Below are 20069 nucleotides of genomic sequence, written 5' to 3'. Positions count from 1 at the left end.
AGACAAAGGTTTGTGCACCCAACAACCCCGAAAATGAAATGCTGCTTTAGCCACCTAGCCCCGGTTGAAGTGTTACCCTGCAGCAACGAGGTACGAGGAAGCGAAGCGTAAAAGCGAAAAACGGGAGTACACTTCTTGTTTTGCACAGGCTTTGCACTCCAAATGGAATAAAAGTATATAAGATTAGGAAATGATTGGCTTGTGGTTTTTAGAGAAAAAGCCGTATCATAAATATAGATTGTCATCCTGTCCAAAGGACTCCTACGGAGAAGCTGTCGAAGGAATTGTTTAAATATCCAGAAAGGCGTTTCGACTACTTGTCCCGATTCATCGGGAAGCTCAATGTGACAAATTCGAATGGAATTACAAATATGAATGATACAGCCTGTTCTTTACAGGTTTTGGTGCCGGCGGTAAGATTTTAAAATCTTAAAGGTATGTTCGAACTCATGACTGCTTAGGTTAGAATAATCGGGCATAGAGAGCTTATGCACTGTTAAAAAATTTAGCAGTTCTTTAATTACGTTCGATACTTCTTCTGATTCTTCCGTATGTTTTAGGGTATCGATCTTACTTAATAACAGGGCAATCTCGAACATCTTAAAATCATTCTTTCCCGTAATATCCAAGCCAATATTAGTTTCTATAAGCGCTTGTTCGTAATTATGTGTGGCGTTGTAAAAATTGGCTTTAAAAACACTAAAGCTGGCCAAAATAAAATTAGTATAATAGGTATAATCGCTGCTGATGATTTTATCAACGAATTGTATAATGCGCTGTGCTTTTTTGAAATAGTTGAGCTTGATGTAGGTTTGACCTAAATGGAGCAATAAGAAAGGAGAGAAAACCGAATGTCTTACATAAAAAATATTGGGGTATTTAGTCAAAATGGCCATGATAAAGCGGTGGCATTCTGCATAGCTTTTCTGAGAGAATAAAGTAATCAATACCAATCGGTAGGAGAGTATTTCGGCAGAAGTAATCTCTTCATTTTTTTGTGGTTTACTCTGATCTATCTCCTGGCAAAGTTTTATTATTTTATCTTCGAGGGTTTTACTCTCGTTAGGCTTATTAACCAGGTTATTGTAGAAATAAAGAATTAAATCATAAGGATTAATTGGGAACAGTTCGCTTAATCTTTTGTAGTTCCGCTTTAACAGCTGCATGGTATTGGCTAAAGCTACTTTATCCACATCAATAAGATTAACGTTGCATTCTATTACATGCAGCATAATCTGAACGTCTTCATTTAGTACGTTCTCCGAAATGGTTTTGATGGTTTCCTTATACAGGTTGCTCATGGTCCGCCCTGTAGCCATAATGTCGATAAAATCGATCCCAATGCTTAACTTATTGAAGTTAGAATTGGGTTTGCAAAGTTCGTATTTAGACACATAACAGATAAAATCGAAAGCACTGTTTTTTTCACTGTTAGTAAATGGCAGCCTGAAAATGCTTTTCAAGGCTGCAATCTCATTCCGGGTGATGCAGAACCTGATTGCCCAGTTAAGTATGTGGTCTCTTCGGGAGGTTTGGCCAGGGAAACTGTTTAAGATATGCTCGAAAAATGATTTACAAGGCCTATATTCAAACTTATCAGTGATCTGTATAAATAGAAAATAGGTATAAATATCGTCGTTTAAAAAACGGACAATTTCTGTAGGAATGGTTGTACTTAACCTTTTTTCTTCAATGATAATCCCGGCGTGTAAAAGTTCTTCGTATGCATCGGGATAACAATTGATATAACTCAGGATTTTTTCTTTAGATACCCTTAATTTCTTATTTCCTTCTGAAATGCAATCGCTTATTTTTTTTAGGAGAAATACTTTTTCGGTGCTTTTTTTTGCCAGAAATACGCGCTTTTCTAAGAAATAGCTAATTAATTCGTAACATAATAAGGGATTACTCAGCTCAAGATGGTGGTTCTCATCCTTAAGCTTGAAATAAACCTGTAACCAGAATGGCGTTTTAAACTGAGTTAATAGGGGAGGACTTACGTCTGCCCGATTGATAATTTTGTTTTCTATATGGCTTAAGGTGTAGAGTACCTCGTCAGCATTTAGCGATGGCACATTACTTAGGGTTTCCTCATCATAAAATAAGCCCGTATACCAGGCTTTAGTTAAAGATGCAGAACCATAAATAGCGGGCTGAAGATTAATCCAACTATTCGTTCGCAGGCCAAATATGAGCTTAACAAAGTTGTTTTCTTCAATGCTATATAAAAAGTCGATAAACGTTTTAAAATAATTACTTCTTGCTAAATGTTCATCAATACCATCAACAATAATAATGAAACGGCCTTCTCTCTTTTCGGGATTTTTTTTAAAAAAACTGATTAACTCGGTAAGACTCCCGAATTTAAATTCTTTTAAAAACCAGTCTTTTAAAGTATCTCCATTTTGGATAATGGTATTAATACTGGTAGAGTTAACCAATAAAATGATATCGTTTTTGTAGAGTGCATTTTCTGATAAGAAAAAATACTCTACCATGTGTGCAAGCAGTATCGATTTTCCCTGACCTGGTTGAGCACTTATAGTTGTAAACTGATAATTGTTTTTTAAGAAATAATCAAAATCAGGATAAAAAAAACTTCTGTTAGCGGTAGCATTAAATGGAACGCCAGAATTATTTTTTTTGGCAATTAACGATATCTCTGTAATGGCATGTGCTTTTAGCTTTAAATCCTGCCAGATACTCTGTACAGAGGTAGTTTGATTTTCCTTGTCTTTACTAAATGAATCCCAGTCGTTATAGCCAATATATTGTGATAAGCTGTTTAAAGTAAATAAAGAGAATTTATGTAAGGTGTTCGCAAAGCCAAAGAATCGTTTGATGGTTGTTTCACTTACGTAGTTTTTGGTTTCTTGAAATACATACTCAGAAATAATCTTACAATGAGCTGGGTCGATATTTCTCAAACCAGATTTTATAAGGACAAACTTCCTGAGTTCGATAAGGAGATCGTTAGCATTCATTAATTAACAGATGGGATGACTACCGCTAATGTCATCATAATTTCACAATTGAAGAAATCTATTCACTAAGAAAGTCCTGTATGAATAAAATGAATGAAATGGGTTGCGTAAAAATGAATAGCAATGGATAGGGTTGGATACTATTCTAGATTTAGATTTGTCATAATTATATAATGCCCCTGAAAGCATTTACCAAACAGCAGCATTAGCACATAGTAAGTCTCCTAAATAACGCCTGACATGATGAAAACTCATACTTTCTCGTCCCGAATAGGGATAATCCGCAATACTTGTGTTGCAATCATCATTCTATTAACGCTCTTCTCAGCTAAATCGTATTCGCAAACTAAAATTTTTGCAAACAGTGTTACTAAGTCGGATAATGTAAGTAATGCAACAAATGCAACTTTAAACGACAACACTTTTGCCTCCGTTAATTCTTATGGCGGAGCTTTACTAGGTATAGGTGCGTTCAATGGCGAACTGGAATTAAAATATCCGGCTTCGGTTGCTGCGGGCGTTACATCTTATGTCAGAATAGAGTTTGATGGAGATATACTGAATAGGTTACTAGGCGGTAGTTTGGGTACCTTATTAGCCAATGTGGGCGGAACAGTAGTTCTTGGTAACCACTCTTTCCAGGTTGGGGCTAGAAACGGTGCTTCAGCGGTACCCCCTACCGGTGGTAATAGTGTAGATGGATTTTCTTCAGATAACCTTCGTTTGGTAAAAGATGCAAATGGTTTCTTTTACATTGCAATAACGCCTACACAGGCTTACGATAGGGTATTTGTAAAAGATGTAACCAATGCATTATTACTTGGAACTAATAATAGCACAAAGGTTTTCTACTCATTTTATACTTCGGGCAACGATCCTTGTGCACAGGCATTTACTACAGGTTTTGAAGGCACTGGCATTACGCTCGATGCATTGCAATTGGGTAGTTCGGGGGTAACCAATAGTGAAAGGGCAATTGATTCAGATCCAAATAATTTTTCTCAACTCAGTTTAGGTATACTTGGCGTGGGCTCATCCATTAGCCAAAATTTTTATTTTGCAACACCATCAAATCCAGGTGACGATATCAACCTAAGACTTAGTTCTACCCCTGCATTACTAACGGCAGGGCTTTTACAAAACATTTCAATAACAGCGTACAACGGCGGTACTCAGGTATATACCGGATCGGTTCCAACTACATTAAATCTAGACTTACTGGGCTTATTAAATAGTGGGCAACCAGTGTCAATACCTTTTTCTCCAGGGGCAAATGTGGTATACGACAGGGTGAAGGTAACACTAGGTTCGGTAGTAACGTTAAACCTTACACAAACCATTAATGTTTATGGTGTAATCCGCTCTGCGGGGCGGCCAACGCAAGCAAGTACTGCAATTGCTGCATGCTATAATAGTACGGTACCTTTAAACGCAACTACTCCAAATACCAATGAATTGAGATGGTATGAGGCAATAGAAGGAGGAGCAGCATTACAAACTGTTGCTTTTGACGGCACTTTTACTACGCCTCCATTAACCGCTACTAAAACTTATTATGTTGCTGCGAGAAGATTAGGCTGTACGGCAGAATCTACAAGGATTCCTGTTGTAATTACAGTAAACCCAGAAATTATTTTTAATGGGGCAACATTAACGAATGCTACGCCTGGCTTTGCTTATTCTAAGCAATTGGATGTGGCTACGGGCGGCACTGCAGGTTATACTTATGCTTTAGCAGCAGGAAGTACACTGCCAGCTGGTTTAACTTTATCATCAACCGGTGCAATTACCGGAACACCAACTGTAGCTAATGCTTATACTTTTTCAGTGGTTGCAACTGATGCTAAAGGCTGTACAGCAACTGCAACTTATAATTTAACGGTAACAGCCTCATTGGTGCTTACGCCAGGTGCACTGCCTGACGGTTTAACTGGAACGGTTTACCCAACGCAAACCATTCCGGCTGCTACTGGCGGAACAGGACCATATACTTATACTGCAACTGGTGTTCCTCCTGGCTTAACGTTTAATCCAGCAACAAGGGAAATTACTGGGACACCAACTCAACCTGGAATATATACCATACCAGTTACGGTTGTTGATGCGAATGGTAATACCATTACTTCGAATTATACTGTAAAAATTACTGATCCTTTATTATTACCTACAGCTACTTTAGCTGATGGTACAACTGGAACAGTTTATCCAACGCAGATTATTCCAAGTGCAACTGGTGGAACAACGCCTTATACTTATTCGGCAACGGGTCTTCCTCCAGGTTTAACTTTTAATCCATCAACCAAAGCCATTACTGGTACACCAACAACACCAGGAACTTATACCGTACCAGTTACAGTAACAGACGCTGATGGAAAAACGGCAACTACAAATTATAGCATTACTATAAATAGCCCATTGGTATTGCCAGCGGCAACTTTGCCAGATGGAACAGAGGGTGTGGCTTATGCTACACAAGTTCTCCCAGCTGCCACAGGCGGTGTTGGACCATATACTTATGTAGCTACTGATCTTCCTGCAGGATTAACGTTTAATCCAGCAACAAGAGAAGTTACTGGTACGCCAACCCAAGCCGGTAATTATGCAATAAATGTCACAGTTACCGATAGTCAGGGTAAAACAGCAAGCAACACCTATCCAATTAAAGTAATTGGAACTTTAACCCTGCCTACTAAAACTTTACCTAACGGAATTGTTGGTACTTCATACTTACCACAAACTTTACCTGCAGTAACAGGTGGTACTTCGCCATATACCTATGTAGCTACGAATCTTCCTCCGGGATTATCGTTCAACCCAACTACAAGAGAAATTACCGGAACGCCAACACAAGGAGGTACCTATAATATTTCTTTAACAGCTACTGATGTAAATAACAATAAAGCAACTACCGCTTATGCGATAACCGTAACGGTAAATGCTCCGGTTGTAGCTTCTGCTACTGTATGTACAGGTAGTACTGCAACTTTAACCGTTAGCAATCTTCAACCTGGTGTAACTTATAACTGGTATGCTTCTACCGGAAATACCCCATTGGTAACCGGTAACAACGGTACTTTTGTAACGCCTGTTGTAAATTCGGCAACAGTGTTTTATGTTGAGGCCGTTTCTGGAACAGCAATTAGTTCAAGAACATCGGTTTCGGTTTCGGTTAATCCGCCGGCAACTTTAGCTACGGTTACCACCAATAACCAGGTAATCAACTCTGGACAAACTACAACATTAACTGCAACTGCCGACGCTGGAAATACCATCGCATGGTTTGATGCACCATCAGCAGGAACACAGGTTGGAACCGGAACTTCGTTCGCAACGCCAGCCTTAACTGCAACAAAAATTTATTATATAGAAACCACAAGCAGCAATGGCTGTAAAAGTGCAAGCCGCGTTCCGGTTACCGTAACTGTAATTAACGGTGGCGGTGCAACGGCTTGTAATGCAGCTAATGGCCAGAATACAGGTATTAATGGCATCTGCTTATTATGTGCTGTAAATGGCGCAGGTAACTCAACCGATGCTGATGCCAACAACTTCACCAGAATTTCTCTAGCTGTAGGTGTTGCGGCAACAGGTTACCAACAATTAATTTTCCCATCAACAGGTGTTGCTACTGATAGCATCCGTTTAGATTTAGCTTTGCCAACTGGTTTAGCTGATGTTGGTCTTTTAAACAACGTAACCGTAACCGTATTGAATGGTACTACAGTTGTAAGAACAGTACAATTAAACGGTGGATTATTAAACCTTCAACTTTTATCGGGTAACCGCTTTGCTGCAACTGTTTTGGCAGGCGGTGCATACGATAGGGTTCAGGTAAGCTTTGGTGCATTAGTTTCGGCTTTAACCAGCTTAGATATTTATGGTGCAACTGTAGTTTATCCTAATCCTACATTTATTACTGGTGCCCAATCTATTTGTTCGGGCAGTACGGCAACATTAAGTGCAACCGCAAATGGTGGTACAACCTTAACTTGGTTCGATGCGCCTACAGGCGGAACGCAAGTAGGAACAGGAGCAAACTTTACTACTCCAGCTTTAACAACAACAACTACTTATTATGTTCAGGTAACTAAGGGAACCTGTTCAAATACCACAAGGGTTCCGGTAACTATTACGGTTAACCCAGCAATTGTATTTGCGGGTACAACGTTAACTAATGCAACAATTGCATCTCCTTATAGCAAACAACTTCCGGTAGCTACTGGCGGTACACCAGGTTACACTTACACCTTAGCTGCTGGCAGTACTTTACCTGCTGGTTTAACTTTATCGCCAAGTGGCTTGGTAAGTGGAACACCAACTGCAACTGGTAACCCTACTTTTGATGTTGTGGCAACCGATACCAAAGGCTGTAGCACAACTTCAACTTTTACTCTAACGGTAACACCAGCATTAGCTTTAGCTCCTGGAGCATTGCCTAATGGTGTAACAGGCACACCATATACTACAAACGGAATTCCAGCTGCAACGGGTGGAACAGGTCCATATACTTATTCGGCTACTGGTGTTCCTCCAGGATTAACCTTTAATCCGGCAACGAGAGAAATTACAGGTACGCCAACTCAAATCGGAACATTTACTATCCCGGTAACTGTAACAGATGCGAATGGCAATACCATTACGTCTAACTATACGCTTAAAGTAACCGATCCTTTGGTTTTACCTGCGGCAACTTTAGCCAATGGAACTACAGGAACTGTTTATCCTACACAAACTATTCCATCTGCAACAGGTGGAACAACACCTTATACGTATGCTGCAACTGGTCTTCCTCCGGGATTAACTTTTGATCCGGCAACAAGAGCAATTTCAGGAACGCCAACACAAGCTGGTACGTTCACTGTACCGGTAACGGTTACCGATGCTGATGGAAAAACAGCAACCAATAACTACACCATCGTTGTTGTTGATCCTTTAGTGTTACCAGCAGCAACTTTGCCTGATGGAACTGAAGGAACCGTTTATGCTACGCAAATCCTGCCTTCGGCAACTGGTGGTGTTGGTCCATATACTTATGTGGCAACTAATCTCCCAGCCGGATTAACTTTTAACCCAGCAACAAGAGAAGTTTCGGGTACACCTACACAAGCCGGAAATTATTCAATTGGCGTAACTGCAACTGATAGTGAAGGTAGAACAGCAAGTAATACTTATGCACTTAAAGTAATCGGTGTATTATCATTACCTGGTGCAACTTTACCAAACGGTATTGTAGGTACACCATACCCAACGCAAACTTTACCAGCGGTAACGGGTGGAACAGCTCCATATACTTATTTAGCAACAAACCTTCCTCCGGGATTAAGTTTTAATACGGCAACAAGAGAAATTACAGGAACACCAACTTTAGGTGGAACTTTTACCATCTCTTTAACCGCAACCGATGCAAACGGAAACAAAGCAACAACAGCCTATAGCTTAACTGTAACGGTTGATGCACCAGTGGTTGCCACAGCTACAGTATGCGCTGGAAGCCCAGCTACATTAGGTGTTAGTAATTTGCATGCTGGTGTAACTTATAACTGGTATGCTTCTACCGGAAGTACACCATTGGTTACTAATAATACAGGTGTTTTTGTTACACCTGCAATTACTGCTCCAACAGTATTTTATGTAGAGGCGGTATCAGGAACGGCAGTAAGTTCGAGAACTGCAGTTAATGTTTCGGTTAATCCACCAGCAACTGCGGCAACGGTAACGACCAACAACCAGGTAATTAACGCCGGGCAGTCTACTACTTTATTGGCAGCGGCTGATGCTGGAAATACCATTCAATGGTACGATGCTGCTACAGGTGGAACACAAGTAGGGGCAGGTACTTCATTTACTACGCCAACATTATCGGCTACTACTACTTATTATGTAGAAACTACAAATGCCAGCGGATGTAAAAGTGCAAGCCGCGTACCAGTAACCGTTACTGTATTAAATAACGGCGGTGGTACTGCATGTAACGCTGCTAATTCACAAAACTCGGGTATAAACGGAATTTGTTTATTGTGCGGTATAACTGGTGCAGGAAATTCTACTGATGCTGATCCAGCTAACTTTACCAGAATATCTCTTTCGGTAGGTGTAGGTGCATCGGGTTACCAACAATTAATTTTCCCTACAGTTGGAACGGCTACAGACAGTCTTCGTTTAGACTTAGCACTACCAACCGGTTTAGCCGATGTTGGTTTATTAAACAATGTAACTGTTACCGTATTAAATGGTACTACAGTTGTAAAAACAGTACAATTAAACGGCGGACTATTAAATCTCCAGCTGTTATCAGGTAACCGTTTCGCTGCAACCATATTGGCAGGCGGTGCTTACGATAGGGTACAGGTTAGCTTCGGTGCATTAGTTACGGCTTTAACCAGTTTAGATGTTTATGGTGCAACGGTAATTTATCCTAGCCCAACAGTAACAGCAGGCGCACAAACCATCTGTTCCGGAAGTACTGCAACTTTAACTGCAACAGCAAATGGTGGTACAACATTAGCTTGGTACGATGCTGCAACTGGCGGTACACAATTGGCCACTGGCGAAACATTTACTACACCAGCTTTAACCGCTACCACAACTTATTATATTCAAGTAAGCAAAGGCGGTTGTCCGAACGTAACAAGAGTTCCGGTAACTGTAACCGTTACACCAGCATTACCAACACCAGTATTGGCAACAATTGCCAATGTTTGCGAGGGATCATCAGCAACTTTATCGGTTGCTAACCCAGATGCTGCGGTAACTTATAAATGGTACGATGCTGCAGTAGGTGGAAACCTGGTTTTCACAGGCGCAGTATTCCCAACACCAGCATTAACCGCAGCTACTACTTATTATGTTGAGGCCGCTCAAGGAAACTGTACAAGTGCTGCACGTGCTGCCGCGGCTGTATCAGTAAATCCTCGTCCGGTTTTACCTGTAGTAACCGCTAGTTCTTCAACAGTGAGTGCAGGGCAAACGGCAATTTTAACAGCTAGTTCAGCAGATCCAACCAATACTTTCAATTGGTATACTTCTAATACTTCAACTACACCAGTTTATGTAGGTGCTACTTATGTTACACCACCACTATTGGCTACTACAACTTATTATGTAGAATCTGTTTCTACTAATGGTTGTACTTCGGCAAGCCGCGTTCAGGTTACCATCACAGTTGATGGAAATGGATCTCCAAATCCGGTACCATGCGAGGCGGCAACAACACAAGTTGGTGGCGTTACAGGTGTAGCTTTATTATCAGGCGTGTTTAATCCTGCATTAGCTATTGATAACGATACACAAACAGCATCTTCATTGGTAATGCCAGTTGGAGCACTTGGTGCATCAGTTTATCAAAGAGTTGGTTTTGGTTCGTTATCTAAAGTTGGCGATACGGTACGTGTTTTAGTATCATCACCAGGAAAACTATTATCACTTTCGTTATTAGGAAACGCTTCTATTGCTACCTATGTTGGAACCAATAGCAATGGTGATTCGAGATTGTTAAATGATAACTTAATCAATATTCAATTGTTAAGCGGCAATAGCCAGGCGCTGATCACTTTTGTACCAACGAATGTTTTCGATGGGGTAGAGGTAAGATTAAACTCTGGTTTATTATGTGCTTTAACATCAATCAATTTAAATTACGCACAACGTATTTTGGTAGCACCAACTGTAGCATCAGCAAATGTTACGGCTTGTGTGGGCCAAACTGCCCAGCTTGAGGTGAGCAATCCATCAGCAAGTTTAACTTACAGATGGTACGATGCCACCGGCACTTATTTAACAGGTAAAGACGGTATCATATTTACCACACCAGTGTTAACGGGCGATACTAAATTCTATGTTGCCGCAGTTTCTGCAACTGGTTGTGTGAGTTATAAAACAGTAGTTAATGTAACTACAAACCCAGCACCGGTAGCACCTGATCTATTATCAGCATCTGTTAATACTTGTCCGAATACATCTGTTACTTTCCAGGTTAAAAACCCAATTGCAGGCACAACCTATAACTGGTACGATGCTGCAACAGCTGGAAACTTAGTATTTACAGGTGATAACTTTACAACACCTCTAATTACTGCAAATACCAGTTATTTTGTAGCGGCTGTTAATGGCTGTGGTTCGTCATCAACCAGAACAGAAGGTAAAATTATATTAGGAACCATTGATGTCCCGGTAATTACGCCACCATCAATTACCATTAGTGAAGGTTCGGTTGCGGTATTAAAAGCAACGTCGAGTACAGCAGGTGCAACCATTAACTGGTATACTACTGCAAACGGAGTAGTTCCGGTATTTACTGGCGAAACCTATATAACACCACAGTTAAGTGCAACAACAACTTATTATGTAGAGGCTACCATACCTGGAGGATGTACTGCAACAAGCAGAGCAACAGTAACGGTTACTGTAATTCCTAATGGTACGCCAGTAACTACTCCTTGTGGAGCGGCTACCACAACTGTTGCCAGTGGCGTAACTGGGGTGGCTTTATTAGCTGGTGTTTTCAACCCAACTTTTGCAGTTGACAACGATATCAATACAGGATCTAGTTTGGTTATTCCAGTGGGATTATTAGGTGCATCTGTTTATCATCAGGTTGGTTTTACTGGATTATCAAATGTAGGCGATACCTTAAGAGTGAAAATTACCACTCCAGGTGCATTGCTATCAGTAGGGGTGTTAAATAACTTAACTGTAACTACTTTCCAGGGTACAACCAGTAATAACGATGCGGTTTCTATATCTAACCCATTAATCAGCTTAAAATTATTAACCGGCGGTACATCTGCTATATTAACTTTCGTTCCAACCAGTAAATTTGATGGAGCAGAATTGAGATTAAGCTCAGGTCTTTTAGGGGCGTTAACATCTGTTAATTTAGATTATGCTCAGCGTGTAATCACCACACCAACAGTTACAGCTGCTACAGCAAGTGCTTGCCAAGGTTCATCTGCAACCTTGAACGTGCAGAACCCACAAGCAGGTGTAGTGTACAAATGGTACTTAGGCTCAACTTATCAGGCAGGAAAAGATGGAACAACTTTCACAACAGATCCAACTTTAACTTCTGGTACTTATACATATTCAGTAACGGCAACAGCCAATGGTTGCGAGACTTTAGGAACCAAAGTTGTGGTAACAATTTTGCCTCCACCAGTAGCACCGATTCCATCAACTACTAATCCAGCTACAACTTGTATCGGCTCACCTGCTACATTAAGTGTACAGGCAGTGGCAGGTATTACTTATAACTGGTACGATGCTGCTACAGGCGGAAACATGTTGGTAACCAACAACAGTAGTTTTAATACGCCTGCATCGCTTGCAGTAGGACCACATGATTACTATGTGGAAGCCGTAAGTGGATCAAGTTGTTCAAACTCAACACGTACCAAGGTTTCTATTACTGTTAATCCAGCAGCAGTTGCTGCCGATGTAACGGTAACGGGAACAACATCATTATGTGCTTCTGGAACCGCAGTACTTACTGCAGCCAGCACAACAGTAACTAGTCCGGTATTTACCTGGTACAGCGATGCTGCATTAACACAGGTTGCTTTTGTTGGTGCAGTATTTAATACACCAGCCATAACCGTAACTACTAAATACTACGTTACCGTTAGCGGAACAAATAAATGTGCAAATACAGCAGGTAATGCTAAAGAGGTAACCGTAACTGTAAATCCAGTTGCTACCTCAGCTGATATTAATTTAGCAGGAACAAGCACCATTTGCGGTGGTTCTTCTGTTGCCTTAAATGCAACAAGCACAACAGTAACCAACCCAATATTTACCTGGTATAGTGATGCTACCTTAACTACAGTAGCGTTTACAGGAGCTAACTTTGTTACTCCGGTACTTACAGCAACAACCACTTATTATGTAACGGTTAAAGGCGATAATAAATGTGAGAATACAGCAGCGAGTGTAAAATCGATTACCATCACGGTTAATCCGGCTGCTACTGATTCAGATATTGCCATTAACGGCATTACTTCGATATGTAAAGGATCTACAGCGGCGCTGTCTGCTTCAACAACAACAGTAATTAATCCGGTATTTACCTGGTACAGCAATGCAGCTTTAACCACTGTAGCCCATGTAGGTGCTAGCTTTACTACACCTGCACTTAATGCCACCACTACTTACTATGTAACCGTAAGAGGTGATAATAAATGTGAGAGTTTAGCTGCAAACGCAAAAGTTGTTACCGTTACAGTTAAAGAGTTTGCAACTTCTGCAGATATTGCAGTAAGCAACGCTCAGATCTGTTCAGGTTCTACTGTAATGTTGATGGCTTCGAGTACAACGGTAACTCAACCAGTATTTACCTGGTATAGCGATGCCTCATTAACGAGTGTAGTATTTACTGGGCCTACATTTACGGTAACCGGATTAACGGCAACTACTACTTACTATGTAAGCGTTAAAGGTGCCAATAAATGTGAAAACACTGCGGCTGATGCTAAAGCTGTAACCGTAACGGTTAATCCATTGGCAACTACTACCGATATTATCCTTAGTGGAAGCACAACTGCTTGCGCAGGATCGTCGGCAGTATTAAGTGCAACATCTGCAACGGTAACTAACCCGGTATTTACCTGGTATAGTGATGCCGCATTAACCAATGTAAGTTTCATTGGCGCAACCTATACTACACCTGCACTTAATGCCACCACTACTTATTATGTAACTGTAAAAGGCGATAATAAATGTGAAAATGCGCCTGGTACAGCTAGGGTAATTACCATAACCGTTAACCCGGTTGCAACTGCTGCCGATATAACAGCTACCGATGCAACAATCTGCTCAGGATCTGGAACTACCTTGGTAGCAAGCACAGCTACAGTAACCAATCCAGCATTTACCTGGTACAACGATGCTGCTTTAACTTCGGTAGCTTATGTAGGTACATCATTCGTTACCCCTATATTAACTGCAACAACTAAATACTATGTTACGGTTAAAGGTGATAACAAATGTGAAAACTCAGGTATTACAGCTAAAGTGGTAACAGTTAATGTTAATCAAGGGGCAACAGCTGCCGATATTACCTTATCAACACCTACATTGGTATGCGGATCGGGTACAGCTGTGATCAATGCAAGCTCAATAACAGTAACCAGTCCAATATTTACCTGGTACAATGATGCTTCATTAACAAGTGTTGCCTTTACCGGACCAATATTCACCACACCAGTATTAACTACCACTACTACTTATTATGTAACAGTAAAAGGTGCTAACAAATGTGAAAACACTGCGGCTGCTGCAGCAGCAGTAACCATTATAGTTAACCCAATAGCAGTTGCAAGTGATATTGTTGTAAATGGATCAACAAATATTTGCGGAGGATCTGCAGCAGTACTAACGGCAAGTAGTACAACAGTTACTAACCCGGTATTTACGTGGTATACTAACGCAACCTTAACTGATGTAGCTTTTGTAGGTGCAGTATTTACTACGCCAACATTAACTGCCAACACTACTTATTATGTAACTGTAAAAGGCGATAACAAGTGCGAAAGCAGCGCTGCCACAGCTAAATCTGTTAACATTGTAGTTAACTCAGTAGCTACAGCAACTGATGTTACTGCAGCAGATACTAGCATTTGTGCAGGATCGTCAGCTAGCTTAGTGGCTAGTACTACAACGGTAACCAATCCAATATTTACCTGGTACAGCGATGCTGCTTTAACAACCCCAGTATTTACGGGAGCAACCTTTAACACACCAGCATTAACTGCAACAACTAAATATTACTTAACTGTAAAAGGTGATAACAGATGTGAGAGTTCTGCTGCAAATGCGAAAGAGGTTACCGTTAACGTAAATGCGGGTGCAACAGCTGCTGATATCACGTTGTCAACCCCAGTTAGAATATGTGGCTCTGGAACGGCAGTGATCAATGCAAGTTCTGCAACGGTTACCAGCCCAGTATTTACCTGGTACAATGATGCTTCATTAACAAGTGTGGCCTTTACTGGACCAATATTTACTACACCAGTATTAACCACAACCACTACTTATTATGTAACCGTGAAAGGTGCTAATAGATGTGAAAACACTGCAGCTAATGTAAAAACAGTAACAGTTACTGTTAATCCAGGTGCTGTTGCAACAGATATTACCGTAAATGGATCAACTTCAGTTTGTGCAAGTACAGCAGCAACATTAGCAGCAACTAGTACAACGGTTACCAATCCGGTATTTACCTGGTATAGCGATGCTACCTTAAATACAGTGGTATTTACTGGTCCAGTGTTTACTACGCCGGTATTAACGGCAAACGCAACATACTATGTAACGGTTAAAGGTGATAACAAATGTGAAAATACCGCTGCAACAGCAAGGGCAGTAGCCATTACTGTAAATGCATTACCAAACAATCCAGTGGTATCTGGTCTAAATGGAGGCATTTGTGCAGGAGATGGAGCAACACTAACCGTAACTAATGCACAAGCAGGAGTTACCTACGAATGGTATAATGCAGCAACTGCTGGTAATTTATTATTCACTGGTACAACCTTTAATACTACCGCTTTAAGTGCTTCAACAGATTACTATATTTTAGCTATCGGAACAGGAGGTTGTAACAACAACGGTGGCCGCGTTAAAGTAACGGTTACTGTTAATGCAAAACCAACAGTACCAACGGTAGCTTCAACATCGGTTAATGTTTGTACAGGAAGTCCAGCTGTATTAACGGTTACAAGTCCTCAAACGGGTGTAACATACAATTGGTATACTGCAGTAGTAGGCGGAACGTTAGCCGGAACAGGCGTAAACTTTACAACTCCTGGAGTTAACGCAAACACCACTTACTATGTTGAAGGAGCAAACGGAACTTGTATCTCATCATCTAGAACGCCAGTAAATGTAAATGCACTACCAGTACCAGTTGCACCAGCATCGGTAACAGCAGCAAATGGAACACTTTGCGCAGGTAGTTCAACAATATTAACGGTTAATAATCCAGTAACAGGATTAGTTTACAGATGGTATGCAGCAAGCTCTAGCGGCCCTGTACTAGCAGAAGGCATAACCTTTACTACACCAAACTTAACTGCTACCACAATCTATTATGTAGAAGCAATAGCCGTTGGTGGTTGCGCAAGTCCAACAAGAACAGGCGTTACGGTTAATGTATTGCCAGTATTAGAAAAACCAGTAGTAGTGGTGCAAAGCACAACAGCAAACAGTGTAAACTTTGCATGGGCTGCGGTTGCAGGTGCTACGGCTTACGAAGTTTCGTTAGATAATGGTTTAACCTGGATCAACCCAACAAGTGGATCAACCGGAACAACCTATTTAGCTACAGGCTTGAAACCAGATCAAAGTGTAACCATCATTGTACGGGCTAGAGGGCAGATTGAGTGCCAAACCAGTGCAAATTCTACTCCGGTAACTGGTAAAGCAGCTAATCCTTTTGGAGATCAGGTTTACATACCAAATGCATTTACACCAAATAACGACGGTAAAAACGATACATTCTTAATCTACGGTAACACCATATCAAGCGCCAAAATGAGCATTTACACACAATGGGGTCAATTGATATTCCAATCAGATAACGTAGCAAATGGATGGGATGGAACTTTCAAAGGAGTAAATCAACCGATCGGAGTTTATGTGTACATGGTTGATATTACATTCACCAATGGAACAACATCATTGAGAAAAGGTACAGTAACGCTGATTAGATAAGAAGAGGATTAATAATAAACAGATAAAATCAAAGACCATGAAAATACTATCGGCTTTAAAAATATATGTTGCAGTGCTAGGATTGCTGTTGTATACAGCTAAGTCCTTCGCACAAACTGATCCGCATTTTTCACAATATTATGCAAACCCCTTATACCTTAACCCGGCCTTAACGGGGGTAATAGACGGCGATTACCGTGCAACTGTAAACTTTAAACAACAATGGAGTGCGTTAAATAGTTCTTTCTTAACGGGTGGTGCATCTTTCGATCTTGCCCCTAAAAAGAACTTTGCATTTGGTGCAACCATTTTAAATCAAAGGGCAGGGGAGTTAGATTTTAACTACCTATCGGCCCTGGTATCGGGTTCATATCGTTTAAGGTTTGGTGCCGAAGGCTTGCAGATGGTGAGCTTTGGTTTACAGGCTGGGGTAATTAACCGCAGTTTCGATTTCTCTCAGGCCAGGTTTGGTAACCAGTTTAATCCAATTTCGGGTTATGATGGTGGTATGATGAGCGGCGAAACACTTTCATCTCAATCATCTTTGGTTCCTGATGTAAACGCAGGTATCATGTTTTTTGATGGTAACCCGAACAAGAGCGTAAACGTTTTCTTAGGTGCAAGTGCAGCACACTTAACCCGTCCTATGGATCGTTTCTCTGGTTCAAATTCACGTATTCCTGTTCGTTTTACTGCACATGGTGGTGCAAGAATCAAGGCCTCTCAATTATTGGATATTGTGCCTAATGCTTTGGTCATGTACCAGGGAAATACAAATGAAGTTTCGTTAGGTGCTTATGCACAGCTTAATGTTAATCCATCAGCAAACATTTTGTTTGGTGGTAATTACCGCGTTAAAGATGCCGCCATTGCCTTTGTTGGTTTACAGTTAAAGAACATGGTATTCGGGTTAAGTTATGATGTAAATACCTCTACTTTCAACCGTGCATCAAACAGTAACGGTGGTTTAGAGCTTTCAATTTCCTTAATTGGCCGTAACGGTATTATTGGTCCAAACTTCTTTTGTCCACGTTTATAATAGATATCCAAATGAAAAAAATATTACTCTTTTTGTTAGTGGCATTTGGCGGTTTTGCAAACGCACAGTATGTGGTAAATTATAAAAAGGTTGCAGATACTTATTTCGAAAATAAGGATTATTATGCCGCATCTACTTTTTATAAAAAAGCCTTAAAAATTACTGGCGATAGCTCCCAGGCCATTTTGCCGTACGGTAAGGAAAGGAAATCAGCGACTGATGATAAGGTGGTAGAAGATTATGAAGGATCAATTTATAACCTTGCAGAATCCAGTAGATTGTATAGGGAATTTAACGAGGCCGAAAAATATTATGCTATAGCGATAACCTTTACCAATACACGTTTTAGAAAGGCGCTATTTTATTATGCAGAAAGCTTAAGGGCAAATAAAAAATTTAACCTGGCTATTGATGCCTTTCAGCAGTTTATCCAAAAAAATCCTGGTGATGCTTTGGTAAAAGATGCTCAAAAGGAAATCGAATCATGCAAATTTGCGATCGAAGAAATGCGTTTTCCACGTATGGTTCAAGTCAAAAAAATGCCAGCTAACGTAAATGGGTTAGGATCTAATTACGCCCCTGTTAAAATTAATAACGAATTTTATTTCACCTCATCGCGCCCTGTTGCCGTAGGAGGTAAAAAAGATATGGTTAAAACTGATGCTGGAGAAGTTCAGGTGTCAACTAAAACCAATCCTTTTATTAATAACCTTTATTCAGCTAAAGGCGAATTGACTGCTACTGATGTTGCTGTAAAAAAGATCGATATTAATTTTCCTAAAAATATGGAGATTGCTGCGGCCAGCTTTACACCCGATGGAAATACGGTATACTTTACCACTTGGAGAGATAAAGAAAAATATGCTATTTATAGCTCGAAAAAAACTGGTGATAAATGGTCAGATCCACAACCTGTTGGTTTACAGGTGAACAGTAAAGACTTTAATTCTTCACAGCCTTTTGTTACCAATGATGGTAAATTCCTTCTTTTCTCCTCTGATAGAAGTGGTGGTTATGGTAAATTCGATCTTTGGTATTGTGCAGTACGCGAAGATGGTTCATTAGGTCAGGCGGTAAACTTTGGCCCGGCCATTAATACTGAAGATGATGAACGTGCACCATACTACAACCCCTTAACCAAAAAGTTATTGTTTAGTACCGACGGGCGAGTTGGTTTTGGTGGTCTTGATTTCTTTGAGTCAGAAGGCGATCTGGTAAATTGGTCTAGCCCTAAAAACCTAGGTTATCCATTCAACTCATCAAAAGATGATCTTTACTTTACTGCAACTGATGATAAAGGAACAAAAGGCTATATTAGTTCTGATCGCGAATCATCTTGCTGTTTAGAATTGTTTGAAGTGAAAAAAGAATCCCTTTCTATTGCGGGTCTTTTAACCGATTGTAAAACTAAATTGCCGTTAGCAGGTGCAAATGTAACCCTAACCAATGCAGAAGGTCCTCAGAAAATAACAACCGGTACCGATGGTATTTATAGGTTTAAGGTAGATTCGAAAAGGCCGATCAAGTTGCTTTTTGCAAAAGATAACTATTTCGCAATTACTAAAAACTATCCTTACGAAGAATTGGCGAAAGCAGATACCTTGATTTATAAAGATTATTGCTTAAGTCCTTTCAAATTAGGAATCCCAATGGCTTTGGATAACGTTTATTACGAATTTAACAGTGCCGAACTTACTGAGCCTTCTAAAAAAGTATTAGACTTCCTGATCCCGATTATGGAAGATAATCCTGAAATGGAAATCGAATTAGGTTCTCATACCGATAATATCGGAACAGATGAGTATAACTTAGATCTATCGAACAGAAGAGCGAAATCTTGTACCGATTATTTAGAAAGTAAAGGTATCGCTGCTGCAAGGTTAACCTCAAAAGGTTATGGAGAATCGATGCCGATTGCACCAAACGAAATCGTGGTGAAACGCAAGAAAAAAGATAATCCAGAAGGAAGAGCAAAAAACAGAAGAACTGAATTTAAAGTGACCAAAAAATAAAATACAATTAACATCCCGGTAAGCCATCTTCCTAAAAAGAAGATGGTTTTTTTGTTTTAAATTAAGTGGAGGATAGATTTTTAAATCGACTAAGCAAGGATTGAAAATCCTTAGTTCAAGAGACTGGATTACAAATCCCGACTAACGGAAGATATTATTGTTCGCCTTGGCCCGTGTCCTCACGGACCAAAGCACTAAATCACCATAGTTGGTCCGGATTTGTAATCCGGACCTATGTGCCTTGGATTTTTAATCCACTAAAGGATTGAAAATCCTTAATTCAGGAGACTGGATTACAAATCCCAACTAACGGAAAGAAGATGGCTTTTT

At 40.3% G+C, this 20069-nt stretch carries 4 protein-coding genes; 3 read left to right on the top strand and 1 reads right to left on the bottom strand.

From position 1 onward, the window contains the following. Nucleotides 1-392: 392 nt before the first annotated feature. Complete coding sequence (locus EZ456_RS08835; protein WP_131529317.1) at nucleotides 393-2984, bottom strand: hypothetical protein; 2592 nt, start codon at nucleotides 2982-2984, stop codon at nucleotides 393-395. A gap of 240 nt (nucleotides 2985-3224) precedes the next feature. On the opposite strand from EZ456_RS08835, the gene EZ456_RS08830 reads away from it, so the two are divergent. Genes EZ456_RS08830 through EZ456_RS08820 form a run of 3 tightly spaced genes read left to right on the top strand, consistent with a single transcriptional unit; the run spans nucleotide 3225 to nucleotide 19739 of the window. Then, nucleotides 3225-16688, top strand: coding sequence for an Ig-like domain-containing protein (locus EZ456_RS08830; protein ID WP_131529315.1), 13464 nt, complete (start codon nucleotides 3225-3227; stop codon nucleotides 16686-16688). 37 nt (nucleotides 16689-16725) lie between these two features. Then, nucleotides 16726-17727 (top strand): PorP/SprF family type IX secretion system membrane protein, encoded by a 1002-nt coding sequence (locus EZ456_RS08825; protein ID WP_131529313.1) that lies wholly within the window; start codon nucleotides 16726-16728, stop codon nucleotides 17725-17727. 11 nt (nucleotides 17728-17738) lie between these two features. After that, entirely contained in the window at nucleotides 17739-19739 is a 2001-nt protein-coding gene (locus EZ456_RS08820) for an OmpA family protein (RefSeq protein WP_131529311.1), read from the top strand. The last annotated feature ends 330 nt before the right edge of the window (nucleotides 19740-20069 follow it).

Origin of the sequence: Pedobacter psychrodurus (genome assembly GCF_004331735.1) — a bacterium.
Classification (GTDB): domain Bacteria; phylum Bacteroidota; class Bacteroidia; order Sphingobacteriales; family Sphingobacteriaceae; genus Pedobacter; species Pedobacter psychrodurus.
This window is presented reverse-complemented; position numbering and strand designations above follow the sequence as displayed.

Coding starts and splice junctions, on each gene's coding strand:
- EZ456_RS08820 (WP_131529311.1), top strand. CDS start 17,739: ATGAAAAAAATATTACTCTTTTTGTTAGTGGCATTTGGCGGTTTTGCA.
- EZ456_RS08835 (WP_131529317.1), bottom strand. CDS start 2,984: ATGAATGCTAACGATCTCCTTATCGAACTCAGGAAGTTTGTCCTTATA.
- EZ456_RS08825 (WP_131529313.1), top strand. CDS start 16,726: ATGAAAATACTATCGGCTTTAAAAATATATGTTGCAGTGCTAGGATTG.
- EZ456_RS08830 (WP_131529315.1), top strand. CDS start 3,225: ATGATGAAAACTCATACTTTCTCGTCCCGAATAGGGATAATCCGCAAT.